Genomic DNA, 14076 nt, shown 5'->3' on the forward strand with positions numbered 1-14076 from the left:
AATTTTTTAATTTATGTATTATAAAGTAATCGGGTTACCGATGTAATAATCAATTACCTTGCTTCTGAAAATCATCTGGTAGCGGGCCTCAATCATATCGTTTTGCGATTTGTTGTAATTGGTAACCGCCGTGTTATAATCAAGCGTATTTACAAAGCCAGCATCGTAACGTTGTTTGGTGATATTTAAAGCCTCTTTATTTGAGTTATAGGTTTCTAATGCCGATTGGTAGCTTTTTTCGGCAGCCTGCAAATCAAGTACCGCCTGTATAATGGTTTTACTCAGCGTGTTTTTTGCAAGTTGTGTGGCAAGCTCTGCATTTTGATAGTTAAGCCTTGCTTTGCGTACCGATGTACGGGCCGAAAAGCGATTAAAGATCGGGATTTGTACGCTTAAGCCTATTGATTGGTTAAAGTTATCGCCAAACTGGTTAAACATAGAGTAATGTGCATAAATAGGTTGTAAGCCTGGTGTTACAACTGCCTGCCCAGTTGCCTGCACTGTGCCTATCTGCTCGCTTATGGGTGTAACGCCAATAACTTTTTGAGTAATCTGGTTCGTATAGTTGGTACCCACCCCACCAAATAGTGATACTGTTGGGTAATAGCTTCCCTGAGCAACCTTAATGGCCTGTGCCGATGTTTGCTGCTGCAATTCGGCCAGGCGAATATCCGGGTTTACGCTAAAAGCAGTTTTAATAACTTCGGAAGCATTATACAAGGTTTTAATATCGGTAAGCTTGCTGATGTCCGGCTTTTGAACGGTAATATCATTGTTGGGATCCATCTCCATGTACTGCTTTAATATCAGTATAGAAAGATCAACCTGGTTTTGGGCATTTGTTAAATTAAGTTCGGCAGTTGATACCTGCGCTTTAGCCTGCGCCAGATCGGCAAGGGTAGCATTGCCCTGGTCAAAGTTTTTCTGTGATCTGTCTAAGGTTATCTTGGCCAGGTCAATCTGCTGTTTGGCAGCAATAACTAAATCCTGATCGGTTAATATGGTCAGGTAATCAGTTACTACATTTAAAAGCAGGTCGTTTTTAACTTTGGCAGTGTTGGTTTTATCAACATCAAGCATCAGTTTGTTCTGTAATATCTGGTTGCGCAATTGCCCACCCTGAAAAAGCGTAACAGCCACTGAGGCCTGACCGGTAAGATATAAAAACGACTGGCTGCTATAGGAGTAGGTAGTTAAATTTGCGCTACGGCCAAAGTTGTATGATGCCTGCGGATTTGCCGATACACTTGGCAATAAATTATACTTTGCTTGTTTGTAATCCTCGGTTGCTAAGGCCTCGGTTATTTTGGCTTGTTTTATGGTAAGGTTGTTTTGCAGGGTAAGGTCAACCGCTTGCTGCAGGCTTATTACCTGCTGGGCCTTTGCTGTAAAGCTTAGGGTTGCTGTAAGCAAAATGCTTAATATGCCGGCCTTTTTAAAGTTTAATATACGTGGTGTCATAAGGTTATATTTGTTCATCCGTCATAGTTGCTGCTATGGCGTTCCTAATATCTAAATAATTAATACTTTTAAGCCCAGGTGCAAATGGCTTTTTTGTTATGATCCATTAACCGTTAAAACGAACCAATAAATGTACCCTATAAAAACGCCCTGGCTGCTTAAAAAGCTATATCCCAATTTAATATGGGACGCAAACCGAAGCAGCCGGTGCATTTATCTCACTTTTGACGACGGCCCTGTACCTATTGTTACACCGTTTGTTTTAAATATTTTAAAACAATACAATGCTAAGGCTACATTTTTTTGCATTGGAGATAATGTGCGCAAGCATCCTGATATTTTTGAGCAGGTAAAAAACCAGGGGCATGCTATAGGCAACCATACTTTTAATCACCTTAAAGGATGGGATACCCCTGCCGAAACTTACCTTGATAATTTTTTACAGGCTGATAAACTGCTGGATACCAAATTCTTTCGTCCGCCTTACGGACGCATAAAAATGGCGCAGGCTAAGTTATTAAAGCAGGCAAAGCCCGGGCTTAAAATTATAATGTGGAATGTTTTATCGGCCGATTTTGACATCAATTTAAAGCCGGAACAATGCCTGGATAATGTGGTAAAGAATGTGCGGAGCGGCGACATAGTTTTGTTTCATGATAGCCTGAAAGCACAGGAAAGGGTTGAGTATGCCTTACCACGGGCTTTGGAATATTGGAGCAAAGAGGGCTATAGTTTTCTTACCCTTGATCAGAATTTATAATGAAGCAGTATATCATATCTGGTTAATTAATCCTATTTAGAACATATCCAAATAGTAATTGTACAAATTGCTGACTTTCATTTACCTGTAATTTTTGTAAATTCGCCGCGATAGCTTGCTTACTGGCAGGTTAATCGTCTTTAATTTCACCTAAAAAATCAAATACAAATGGCTTTTGATTTAGATATGATCAAAAAGGTTTACGACCGCTACAGCACCCGTGTGGCTGCTGCACGTAAAGCGACTGGTAAACACCTTACTTTAACCGAAAAAATATTATACGCCCACCTTTCTGAAGGCGATGCAAATACTGCATTTGGCCGCGGGGTTGATTACGTTGACTTTGCACCGGATCGTGTTGCTATGCAGGATGCTACAGCGCAAATGGCATTATTGCAGTTTATGCAGGCTGGCCGTCCGCAGGTTGCTGTACCTTCAACCGTACATTGCGATCACCTGATACAGGCAAAAATTGGTGCTACTGAAGATTTAAGTACCGCCAAGGATGTAAATAAAGAGGTTTATGATTTCCTTGCATCGGTATCAGATAAATACGGACTGGGTTTCTGGAAACCGGGTGCCGGTATAATTCACCAGGTAGTATTAGAAAACTATGCTTTCCCCGGTGGTATGATGATAGGTACAGACTCACACACGCCTAATGCAGGTGGTTTGGGTATGATAGCTATTGGTGTGGGTGGTGCCGATGCCTGCGATGTTATGGCCGGCTTACCCTGGGAGCTTAAATTTCCAAAACTTATTGGTGTTAAATTAACCGGAAAACTTTCCGGCTGGACATCAGCAAAAGATGTGATCCTTAAAGTGGCCGGTATTTTAACCGTAAAAGGTGGTACAGGCGCTATAGTTGAATATTTTGGTGAAGGTGCACGTTCACTTTCTGCAACAGGTAAAGGTACCATCTGTAATATGGGTGCCGAAATTGGTGCTACTACTTCTATTTTCGGATATGATGAAAAAGCAGCAATTTACCTTAGTGGTACACAACGTGCCGAAATTGCCGAGCTTGCAAACGCAGTTGCTGAGCATTTAACTGGCGATGATGAAGTTTATGCTAACCCTGAACTTTATTTTGACCAGGTTATTGAAATAAACCTTTCTGAGCTTGAGCCGCATGTAAACGGTCCGTTCACACCGGATTTGGCTTGGCCTATCTCAAAATTTGCTACCGCTGTTAAAGAAAACGGCTGGCCTGTAAAATTAGAGGTTGGTTTGATCGGTTCATGTACCAACTCATCATACGAGGATATTACCCGTTCGGCATCTATCGCTAAACAAGCAATTGATAAGCACTTAAAGACCAAGGCTGAGTTTACCATTACACCGGGTTCTGAACTGGTGCGTTACACTGTTGAGCGCGATGGTTATTTATCTACTTTTGGCGATATGGGCGGTGTTGTATTGGCTAATGCCTGCGGCCCTTGTATCGGTCAATGGGCACGTCACACTGACGATCCTACACGCAAAAACTCTATCATTACTTCATTCAACCGTAACTTTGCCAAACGTCAGGATGGCAACCCTAATACACACGCATTTGTTGCATCACCCGAAATTGTAACAGCTTTTGCTATCGCAGGTGATTTAACCTTTAACCCATTAACCGATTACCTGACCAACGATAAAGGTGAGCAGGTTAAGTTTGATGAGCCTCAGGGTATTGAAATGCCTTTAAAAGGTTACGCAGTTGAAGATGCAGGTTACCAGGCACCAGCCGAAGACGGCAGCGCCGTTGAGGTTAAGGTTGACCCTAAATCTGCACGTTTACAATTGCTTGATCCTTTTGCAGCTTGGGAAGGTACTGACATCACCGGTTTAAAACTGCTGATAAAGGCTAAAGGCAAATGTACTACCGACCATATTTCTATGGCGGGCCCGTGGTTAAAGTTCCGTGGTCACCTTGACAACATATCAAACAATATGCTGATCGGTGCTATTAACTACTTTAACAACACTGCCGATAGTGTTAAAAACGAATTAACAGGCGAATATGGTCCGGTTCCGGCTACCCAGCGCGATTATAAAGCACATGGTATAGGTTCAATTGTTGTAGGCGACGAGAACTATGGTGAAGGCTCATCACGTGAGCATGCTGCTATGGAGCCACGTCACCTGGGTGTACGTGCCATACTGGTAAAATCATTTGCCCGTATCCACGAAACCAACCTTAAAAAGCAAGGTATGCTGGGCATTACTTTTGCCGATAGCAACGATTACGATAAAATTCAGGAAGACGACATCATTGATATAACAGGCTTAACAACTTTTGCCCCAGGCAAACAGTTAACTGTTGTATTGCACCATAAAGATGGTTCGACAGAATCATTCGCGGTAAACCATACTTACAATGCACAGCAAATTGAGTGGTTTAAAGCAGGTGGCGCGCTGAACATCATCCGCAGACAAATGGCATCTTAGATTTTAGATTCCAATCTGTAATTCAGATTTAAATATTTCAAGCCTCTCCAATTTTTGGGGAGGCTTTTTTTATTGATTCGCTTTGCGGATTAATATACTGATTGTAATAATAACATTACTTAATGTGCACTAAACCGGTGATTAATATGGGTGTCATAAGTTTATAAATCAAAACTTAAAACCATGAAAAATCACCATTTTGTTATTTTGGCTTTCGGCCTTTTTTTATCGTCATGCGCAATTAACCAGCCATCCTATTTCGGCGATAAGTTGACACCAACCACCAATATTGATATTTTTTACTCAACCCACGATGTTAAAAAGGATTATAAAGTAATTGGACACATGAACTATCCAAACGTGGGGCAGGAACAGGTAAAGCAAGTATTTGTAGGCTATGCAAAAAAAATTGGTGCTGATGCCATTGTTATTACCGGCAATAATGTTGATTACAGCGGTAAAACAGGATCGGATGTGGTAAATGCCGATGTACTGAAGTATAATAATTGATTTAGAGAAGTTAAAACTTTAATACTCTGCGCGTCCTTGCGAGCGTTAGCGAAACAATCCCCGAATTACAGAGCCGCTTAGCAATGTTGCTCTGCATAGTGGGCGCGACAAAGTATTGTGGCGCTACAAAAGCGATTGCTTCCAAAAATGTAGAGCCACAATACTTTGTGGCTCTCTAAATTAATTCTTCCTTACCCTTTTTAACGTTAGTAGGTTTTGCCCGTTAACGCTATAGCCTGATATGTTATTTTGATACAGGTTAACCCGCTTATCATAATAAAGTATCACAACAGGCGATTGTTGCATCACTATATTATCCATTTGCCGGTACAGCGTAAAACGTTTTTCGTCGTTCACTTCGTGGTAGGCCTGCTCAAAAAGGGCATCAAATTGTTTATTGTTAAAGCCGGTATAATTAGGGCCATAAGGGATCTTATTTTTGGAGTAGAAAACCGAGAGGTAATTCTCCGCATCCGGATAATCGGCTATCCAGGTTCCGTAAAAAAAGTTAACGCCGTTTTTTGATACCAGTTCGCGCAAACTGGCACCCTGCGTTATCTCCACACTGGTCTTTATACCTACCCTGTCTAACTGTCCTTGTACGTACTCAATCAGGCCACGATAACCTACCGTGGTTTGTAAAACTATCTCGGGCAGGTTATCGCCATTGGGGTAGCCTGCTTCTTTTAACAACTGCCTTGCTTTATCCGGGTTGTAGGAGTAGCCTTTAACCTGTTTGGCATCAAAGCCGGGCATCCCCATAGGTATAAAACCCGCCGAACCGGCAGTACCCATACTGTTGCGCAGGTATTTGATCATCTTTTGCTTATCAATAGCATAGTTGATGGCCTGCCTGATCTTTAGTTTTTTAAGGGGCGATCTTTTAACTATCGGGATGTTACTATCAACCAGCATCCCCAAATAAATAGTATTTAAATAAGGACCTGTACTAAGCGTGAATTTACCCTTGTACTTTTGTGTTACCTGGCCAGCTTTGGTAAGGATATCATCCCGGTAGCTGCCATCAATATCGTTCAAAAAATCAAGCTTTTTACTGATAAACTCCATAAAGGCTGTTTGTTTATCGCCAATAAAAGTAGCCCTGATAGCATCCAAATGGGGGAGGGTGCTGCCGTCTTTATCTTTTTCCCAATACTTTTCGTTCTTCAATAAAACCATTACTTCGCCCTCTTTCCAATACTTAAATTTAAAGGCACCGGTACCAACAGGATGCTGGCGAAAATCTTTACCGTAATGATCAACAACCTCGTGCGGCACTACCGAGCAGTATTGTGCAGTAAGCATGCTTAGCAAGGGTGGAAAAGGCTGTTTAAGCCTGAGTTGAAAAGTACTGTCGTTTTTGGCAATAAAGGGGGTGTCGCAGTCTATTTTATCGCTAAAGATCCATGAGCCCGACGAGGCAACTTTCGGGTCCACAAGGCGGTGAAAGCTGTAAACAAAATCTGATGCTATTACCCTGCGGCCTTTACCGTTTATAAAAAGTGGATCATCCTGAAAGTTAACATCATTGCGCAGATGAAACGTATATACCATGCCATCGGGTGAGATATTCCAGCTTTTGGCAATGCAGGGGCGGGTTTTAAGACTGTCATCAATTTGTACCAGGCCGTTATAAACCTGGTTAACCATCCAAATGGTATTTTGGTTTCGCGCAAAGGCGGGATCAAGCGAGCTAAGACCCTCGTCGAGGTTAATATTGAAGATGGTTTTGCCGGAATTTGAGGTATCAGTTTTACAGGCAATGAATAACGAAAGCAATAAGCAAAACAAAAAGCCGGTCAGTTTATTCATCAGGCTAAATATATTGATTATTGCAGATAAGGGGATAATTGGAAAGTCATAATCTTAAGGGATGCAAAGTGGGGGCCTGTGCGCTCATCCTTCGAGTGCCTCAGGATGACATGCCTGATACCCTTATTAATACACCACGTCATTGCGATGAGGAACGAAGAAGCAATGAGCACCATATAGGTCAACCTGCTTAGTGGCTCTGTAAGTCGGGGATTGCTTCGCAATGGCTTGCAATGACGTGCGGAATATAGAGCCACTATACTTTGTGCTTTTTATCTATACTATCTTTCCGTTTACCAGCTCAATAATCTCCTGCTCCAAAGCAATGGCTTTGCGCTCAATTTCGGCGCCATCAGCAATTACCTTAACTATATAATCCTTGTCTTTGTAACCTGATGCATTGATCTTTACGTTCATAAAAGCACCAATTACAGCGCTGCGCGCACAGAGGGCTGCCACTCCAGCATCGGTAACAGAGTTTGGGTTCCCTGTTTCGGCCATAGCCTTAATAACGGCTAAGCTTTTATAAGCAATCTCCATTACTTTAAAAGGAATCTCAATGGCGTATCTGGTTGCATCCTGTATCGCGTTGTTTCTTACTGCTTTTTCCTCGTCGGTTGATTTGGGCAGACTAAAGGCTTCCATTATTTTATTGAAAGCAACGGTATCCAGGTCAACCAGCTTTATCAGTTCATCTTTATATTGCTGACCTTTTTCGGCCCAGGTGCTAAATTCTTCCCACCGGCTGTCCCATCCTTTTTTGTGAGATGAAAGGTTAGCCACCATAGTTGCTAAGGATGCGCCTAATACACCCATATAGGCCGATATAGAGCCGCCGCCCGGGGCAGGACTTTCACTTGCTGTTTCATCCGCGAAATCTATCAGCGTCATGCTGGCTAATTTTGATGATGCTTTGTCTTTAAGCAAATATTCTATGATCCTTTCTTCGGGATTAAAGGGTGCCAGTTCTGCCAGCCCCATTGATTTGATGGCTATTTTAATCAGTTCTTTTTCACTTACCCCAACAGAACGCTGTTGTTTAAGCAAAAAGTACTTACCCGCATCAAGCATTGCTTTCAGGGGGATCAAGCCTACCAGTTCGCTGCCGGTTACCCGCATGCCACGTTCGGCTGCTTTGGTACATACCTCATCAAAGGCAATATGTAACGGGGTAACTTCAATATTGGTAAGGTTCATGGAGATCTGCGCAATGCCATATTCCTCAATATACCAGCCTATTGCCTTTACCGATTTTAATGAACCCGGTATTGATTTTGGTTTTCCATTCTCATCAGTAATTATCTTGCCATTTATAGGGTCGCCTTCGCGCATTACGCGGCCAGCCTCACGTACATCAAACGCAATGGAATTTGCCCTGCGGGTTGACGTGGTATTAAGATTAACATTATAGGCGATTAAAAAATCGCGTGCGCCGATAACTGTTGCACCGCTTTTGGCATTAAATTCTGCCGGGCCAAAATCCGGCTTCCACTCAGGTAGCTTTATCTTCTTAAAAAAGCCTTCATACTCTCCTGCACGGATCACCGAGAGGTTATTACGCCGGCTATCGGCCTGCGCATGCTCATATAAATAAGCAGGTATGCCCAACTCTTCGCCTACACGTTTGGCCAATTGTTTGGCGTATGCTGCGGTCTCTTCCATGCTGATGTTGGCAATGGGTATCAGCGGACAAACATCTGTAGCGCCCATTCGCGGATGCTCGCCTTTGTGCTTGCTCATATCAATCAGTTCCCCCGCTTTTTTAATGGCTAAAAAAGCAGCTTCAATAACTTTTTTCGGTTCGCCCACAAAAGTTACCACGGTACGGTTGGTAGCCTTGCCGGGGTCAACATTTAGCAGGAGCACACCCTCAACAGATTCAACCTCGTTGGTTATTTGCTTAATAATATCAAGGTTTACACCTTCGCTAAAGTTTGGTACGCATTCTATTAATTTAGTCATTGGTCAATTGTCATTAGGTCAATGGATCTTTAATCTTTTTATTGCTCTTTGTTATTTAAAACAAAATCAGCGAAATCTTTAATCAATAATCACCGGTTTAAGCTTTCCCTGCTGGTAGAGTATTTCCCTGTAATCGGTACAAGGATAAGCTTGCATATCAGCCCGCATTCCGGCTGCTAATATACCACGGTCGGTTAAGTTAAGGGCCTTTGCTGCGCGGAAAGTTAAGCCTGCAAAAACTTCGGCAGTGTTTAGTTTTTCGGCGGCACTCATTATGGCAGCTTGCATCAACAGGTCACCCATTGGTGCCGATCCCGGGTTCCAGTCGCTGGCAATAGCGAGGCAGGCCCCGGCATCCAGTAGTTTTCTTGCAGGCGCATAAGGCATTCCTAAACCTAATGATGCGCCGGGTAAGGTTACTGCTACAGTATTTGAGCCAGCTAATAATTTTATTTCGGCATCGCCGCTTGCTTCCAAATGATCGGCAGAAACAGCACCAACATTAACTGCAACATGGCTGCCACTGGTAGTAAACTGATCAGCATGCACGGTAATATCAAACCCAAACTGTTTAGCTTTATTTAGGTAGACGAGTGCATTATCTCCATTAAAAGCATTTTCCTCAATAAATATATCAACCCGGTTGGCAAGGTTCTCTTTTTTGATAATGGGCAGCAGGTCGGTTAAAATATATTGCAGGTATTCGGTCTGGCTGCCATTAAAATCTTTTGGTACCATGTGCGCTGCCAAACAGGTAGCAACCAGGCTAACATTTATTTGTGTTGCTGCTACCTTTATGGCCCTTAACTGTTTTAATTCCTGCTCAACAGACAGGCCATAACCGCTTTTAACTTCGATGGTAGTAACGCCTTCGGCTAAATGGCGCTCGGCCCTTTTTATTAATAATTGGGTAAGCAGGGCTTCATCAGCAGCACGGGTTTGGGTCACCGAATCCCAAATGCCACCACCTGATCTGGCAATTTCCAGGTAAGTTTTGCCCTGGATCCGCATGGCATAATCTTTAGCCCGACTGCCTGCAAAACAGATGTGAGTGTGGCAGTCAACAAAGCCGGGGAGCAAAACCTGCTGGCCCTGTGTTTCTTTTATTTGTGCCGATGGATTTTCCCCACGTAATTTTTCAAAACTATCCACGGCAATGATCAGCCCGTTTTCGGTCAGTATCCCGCCTTGCAGGATGATCTGTAATTGATCATCCTGCAGCGCACCTTTTAAAGGCAAGCCCGTTAAGGGCAAAATCTGCGTAAAGGGGCCGTGTAGTATTTTCATTTAATATTTTTCTGTTTTTTAAGATCGATCAAAGGATTGTTTCTGTCAAATTCTACCAATCAACCAATGGCAATAATGCCCAATAACTAATATTACCAAACCTTCAGATCAAACCGGTCTGCCCATTCATTGGCCTTTTCGTAACCTGCATCGGCATGGCGGAAAATACCCATTGCCGGGTCATTGTATAAAACCCGGCTTAAACAGCTTGCAGCACGGTCTGTTCCATCAGCCACCACAACCATCCCGGCATGTTGCGAATAACCCATTCCAACACCACCACCGTGGTGGAACGATACCCAGGTTGCACCACCTGCTGTATTAGCCATCAGGTTTAACAAAGGCCAGTCTGATACGGCATCCGAGCCATCCTTCATTGATTCTGTTTCGCGGTTTGGTGAGGCTACCGATCCGCAATCCAGATGGTCGCGGCCAATTACTATCGGACCTTTTACTTTGCCGGTTTTAACAAGCTCATTAAACATTAGCCCGGCCTTTTCACGGTCGCCCATGCCTAACCAGCAAATGCGGGCAGGCAAACCCTGGAACGAAATTTTTTCCTGTGCGTTCTTCAGCCATTTTATCAATGGTTTATCCTCAGGGAACAGTTCCATCAGGGCGCGGTCGGTCGTAAAAATATCTTCCGGATCGCCGGAAAGAGCTACCCAACGGAATGGCCCTTTACCTTCGCAAAACAACGGGCGGATATAAGCCGGTGTAAAGCCTGGGAAATCAAAGGCATCACCCTCGCCGCCCTGCCTTGCAAATTCGCGTAGGTTATTGCCATAATCAAAAGTAATGGCACCGCGTTTTTGCAATTGCAGCATCAGGCCTACATGCCTTGCCATACTGGCTAATGCTAGTTTTTTATATTCTGCCGCATCGGTTTTTCTTAATACCGATGCTAAGGTTAGGGATAAGCCATTAGGGATATATCCATTCAGCGGGTCATGTGCCGATGTTTGGTCGGTAAGCATATCGGGGATAAAGTTGTCATGCAGCAATCTTTCTAACATATCACCGGCATCGCTCACTAAACCAACCGATAGTGTTTCGCCTTTAGCCATCGCATCCTTTACCCAGGTAATAGCTTCCTCGTAGGAGTGAGTGATCTTGTCAATGTATTGCGTATCTACCCTTTTCTGGATGCGCGATGCATCAATATCAGCCCCTAAAAATACAGCCCCTGCCATAGTTGCGGCCAAGGGCTGTGCGCCACCCATGCCACCAATACCAGCGCTAACTATCAGTTTGCCGGTAAGGTCGTTATTAAAATGCTGGCGGCCTGCCTCTACAAAAGTTTCGTAGGTGCCCTGCAAAATTCCCTGTGTGCCGATGTAGATCCAGCTACCGGCGGTCATTTGCCCGTACATCATTAAACCTTTTGATCTTAACTCATTAAAATGTTCCCAGTTTGCCCATGCCGGTACAAGGTTACTATTGGCAATAAGTACGCGTGGTGCCTCAGGGTGACTGCGGATGATGCCCACCGGCTTACCCGACTGTACCAGCAAGGAGTGATGCTCATCCAATTCCAGCAAAAGTTCAATGATCTTGCGCAGGGCTTCCGGGTTGCGTGCGGCCTGGCCAATACCACCGTATACTACCAATTCATCGGGGTTTTCGGCAACCTGGCCGTCAAGGTTATTGAGCAGCATCCTTAACGGTGCTTCTGTTTGCCAGCTTTTAGCGTGCAGTTGCATGCCGTGCGGCGCCTTGTAAACCGGGTGCGTGGCATAGGTTTTAATAAATTCCGAAGTCGTCATCGTCGTTAAGGTTAATATCGTTTTTAATGGCTGTATGGTTTGCAGTGGTTAAAAATTCACCACTGGTAATTAGCTGGTGTAAAGCGTTAATATCGTCGGCAAAAATGCGGTCATCATCAATAAAAGGAACTTTTGTCCTCACAAGTGCATGGCAGGCTTCAATCACCGGGGTTGATCTTAGCGGCCGCCTGAAATCCATTGCCTGTGCTGCGTAAAGCAATTCAATGGCTTGTATATATTCAACATTATCTATTACCTGGTGCAGCTTGCGCCCGCTGATAGAACCCATTGAAACATGATCTTCCTGCCCTAATGAAGTGGGCACGCTATCGGCACTGGCTGGAAAGCAAAGGGTTTTATTTTCAGTAACCAAAGCCGCCGTAGTGTATTGCGGAATCATGAGGCCTGAGTTTAATCCGGCATTGTTGGTCAGTAATTTGGGTAAGCCATAACGGCCCTCGCTCATTAAATAACAGCGGCGATCGGCAATATTGCCTAATTCTGCTGCCGCTATAGTGGCGTAATCAAGCGCCATAGCCAATGGCTGCCCATGAAAGTTACCACCGCTGATGGTGTCTTCCGCGTTAAAAATAATGGGATTATCGGTTACGGAATTAAGCTCAATTTCGGTTAATTCTTTTAGATGCAGCCATGCATTGCGCGATGCACCATGCACCTGCGGCATACAACGCAGCGAGTAGGGATCCTGCACTCGATCACAATTAATGTGCGAGTTGCAGATCTCTGAGTCTTTTAACAAGGTGAATAATCGTTTGGCAACCAGCTTAGTCCCTTTATATGGGCGAAGTTGGTGCAGCCGCTCATCAAATGGCCGCGCCGAGCCCATTAAACCTTCTAATGATAGTGCGCCTCCCAGGTCGGCAGTATTGAGAAGGTCGTTTAAGCGTTGCACCGCTTTTATGGCGAACGAGAGAATAAATTGTGTGCCGTTTATTAATGCAAGGCCTTCTTTTGGTCCTAATACCAAAGGTTGTAAACCATGCTGGCTTAGTACAGTTGCGGCGGCAAATTTATCGCCATTGGCATAAACTTCGCCTAAGCCTAATAGGGGTAAAAACAAATGAGCCAAAGGCGCCAGATCACCGGATGCGCCGACTGAACCCTTTTCGGGCACTACCGGGATAATATCATGGTCAATATGCCAGATGATACGCTCCAAGGTTTCCAGGGCAATGCCCGAGTAGCCTTGTGCCAAAGCCTGTACTTTGGTAATCAGCATTAGTTTGGCAATTTCCTGCGGGATGGGTTTGCCTATGCCAACGCTATGGCTTTTAAGCAGGTTGCTTTGCAGCAATGACGTATCAGCTTCAGAGATGCGCGTATCACAAAGCGGGCCGAAGCCGGTATTGATACCATAAACCGGAAGCTGTGCATGCACTATTTTTTTAACCTCGCCGCGCGATGCCCGGATCCTTTTAGATGCTTCGTTATCAATTATACCTTGTACTTTTCCGCTTGCAATATCCAGGCAGGTGCCTATGCTTAGGTGGCTGCTGCCATAGTTAAATGTTTTACTCATGGTTAGCAGTTTTAAGTTCGGTGTTTAATTTATCGCCAATCCTGTCGGCAAGGCCCGTTACCTTAAAAGCATTCTCTAAGGCACCTATGGATGATAAAAGCTCATTGCAGGCAGGCTCATTGGCAAGCAGTTCGTCCATCGCTAATAAAATGGCATCCCAAATAGGTAATATCTGCGCCAACAGATCGCGGCCGCTATCAGTAAGCTGTACCAATTGCTTGCGGCCATCATTAGCACTGGTAACACTGGTTACCAGCTTTTTATTTTTAAGATTAGTGATGAGCTGGCTTGCCGCAGGGTGGGATACCTCGGTTTGATCGCTGAGCTCTTTGATTGAAAGCGAATTGTTTTTTGATAACAGGTAAAATACCGGGAACCAGCTGGCCTCAAAATCAATTCCCTCATTTTGGTAAGCCCGGTTAATTTCTGACAGAAAACTTTCGCTAAGCCTCCTTAAGCGGCTGCCTAAAACAAGGTAGCCCAGGCTCTGATATAAATTCATAGTGCAATTTATATAAGTGCTTATATAAATGCAAGTATTT

At 44.0% G+C, this 14076-nt stretch carries 10 protein-coding genes; 3 read left to right on the top strand and 7 right to left on the bottom strand.

The annotated features are described in order from the left end of the window. Positions 1–18: 18 nt before the first annotated feature. Positions 19–1461 (bottom strand): TolC family protein, encoded by a 1443-nt coding sequence (locus tag ACQY4U_RS06100; protein ID WP_428328505.1) that lies wholly within the window; start codon positions 1459–1461, stop codon positions 19–21. Between the two features lie 130 nt (positions 1462–1591). Here ACQY4U_RS06100 and ACQY4U_RS06105 point away from each other — a divergent pair, with 130 nt between their 5' ends. From ACQY4U_RS06105 to ACQY4U_RS06115, 3 genes are all read left to right on the top strand, one after another. After that, positions 1592–2221, top strand: a complete 630-nt coding sequence (locus ACQY4U_RS06105; protein WP_428328506.1) for a polysaccharide deacetylase family protein — start codon at positions 1592–1594, stop codon at positions 2219–2221. Between the two features lie 168 nt (positions 2222–2389). After that, the gene (locus ACQY4U_RS06110; RefSeq protein ID WP_428328507.1) at positions 2390–4657 is read left to right on the top strand and encodes an aconitate hydratase; all 2268 of its coding nucleotides are present in this window, start codon (positions 2390–2392) and stop codon (positions 4655–4657) included. Positions 4658–4840: 183 nt separating this feature from the next. Continuing rightward, the gene (locus ACQY4U_RS06115) at positions 4841–5167 is read left to right on the top strand and encodes a hypothetical protein (protein WP_428328508.1); all 327 of its coding nucleotides are present in this window, start codon (positions 4841–4843) and stop codon (positions 5165–5167) included. 180 nt (positions 5168–5347) lie between these two features. Here ACQY4U_RS06115 and ACQY4U_RS06120 read toward each other — a convergent pair whose 3' ends face one another. From ACQY4U_RS06120 to ACQY4U_RS06145, 6 genes are all read right to left on the bottom strand, one after another. Continuing rightward, positions 5348–6979, bottom strand: coding sequence for an ABC transporter substrate-binding protein (locus ACQY4U_RS06120; protein WP_428328509.1), 1632 nt, complete (start codon positions 6977–6979; stop codon positions 5348–5350). 276 nt (positions 6980–7255) lie between these two features. Further along, positions 7256–8941, bottom strand: a complete 1686-nt coding sequence (gene ftcD, locus ACQY4U_RS06125) for a glutamate formimidoyltransferase (protein ID WP_428328510.1) — start codon at positions 8939–8941, stop codon at positions 7256–7258. A gap of 78 nt (positions 8942–9019) precedes the next feature. Next, positions 9020–10228: an imidazolonepropionase gene (gene hutI, locus ACQY4U_RS06130; RefSeq protein ID WP_428328511.1), complete on the bottom strand. Its 1209-nt coding sequence runs from the start codon at positions 10226–10228 to the stop codon at positions 9020–9022. A 92-nt stretch (positions 10229–10320) separates the two neighbouring features. Next, a complete protein-coding gene (gene hutU, locus ACQY4U_RS06135) occupies positions 10321–11994 on the bottom strand; it encodes a urocanate hydratase (RefSeq protein ID WP_428328512.1) in 1674 nt (557 codons plus the stop codon). Continuing rightward, on the bottom strand, positions 11972–13534 hold the full coding sequence (gene hutH, locus ACQY4U_RS06140; protein ID WP_428328513.1) for a histidine ammonia-lyase: 1563 nt from the start codon (positions 13532–13534) through the stop codon (positions 11972–11974). The genes hutU and hutH overlap by 23 nt, the downstream gene beginning before the upstream one ends. Continuing rightward, positions 13527–14036: a MarR family winged helix-turn-helix transcriptional regulator gene (locus tag ACQY4U_RS06145; RefSeq protein ID WP_428328514.1), complete on the bottom strand. Its 510-nt coding sequence runs from the start codon at positions 14034–14036 to the stop codon at positions 13527–13529. Before ACQY4U_RS06145 ends, hutH begins: the two co-directional genes overlap by 8 nt. Positions 14037–14076 lie beyond the last annotated feature (40 nt).

It is taken from the genome of Mucilaginibacter sp. (assembly GCF_965277465.1).
Lineage (GTDB): Bacteria > Bacteroidota > Bacteroidia > Sphingobacteriales > Sphingobacteriaceae > Mucilaginibacter.

Coding starts and splice junctions, on each gene's coding strand:
- ftcD (WP_428328510.1), bottom strand. CDS start 8,941: ATGACTAAATTAATAGAATGCGTACCAAACTTTAGCGAAGGTGTAAAC.
- ACQY4U_RS06145 (WP_428328514.1), bottom strand. CDS start 14,036: ATGAATTTATATCAGAGCCTGGGCTACCTTGTTTTAGGCAGCCGCTTA.
- hutU (WP_428328512.1), bottom strand. CDS start 11,994: ATGACGACTTCGGAATTTATTAAAACCTATGCCACGCACCCGGTTTAC.
- ACQY4U_RS06100 (WP_428328505.1), bottom strand. CDS start 1,461: ATGACACCACGTATATTAAACTTTAAAAAGGCCGGCATATTAAGCATT.
- hutH (WP_428328513.1), bottom strand. CDS start 13,534: ATGAGTAAAACATTTAACTATGGCAGCAGCCACCTAAGCATAGGCACC.
- ACQY4U_RS06105 (WP_428328506.1), top strand. CDS start 1,592: ATGTACCCTATAAAAACGCCCTGGCTGCTTAAAAAGCTATATCCCAAT.
- ACQY4U_RS06110 (WP_428328507.1), top strand. CDS start 2,390: ATGGCTTTTGATTTAGATATGATCAAAAAGGTTTACGACCGCTACAGC.
- hutI (WP_428328511.1), bottom strand. CDS start 10,228: ATGAAAATACTACACGGCCCCTTTACGCAGATTTTGCCCTTAACGGGC.
- ACQY4U_RS06120 (WP_428328509.1), bottom strand. CDS start 6,979: ATGAATAAACTGACCGGCTTTTTGTTTTGCTTATTGCTTTCGTTATTC.
- ACQY4U_RS06115 (WP_428328508.1), top strand. CDS start 4,841: ATGAAAAATCACCATTTTGTTATTTTGGCTTTCGGCCTTTTTTTATCG.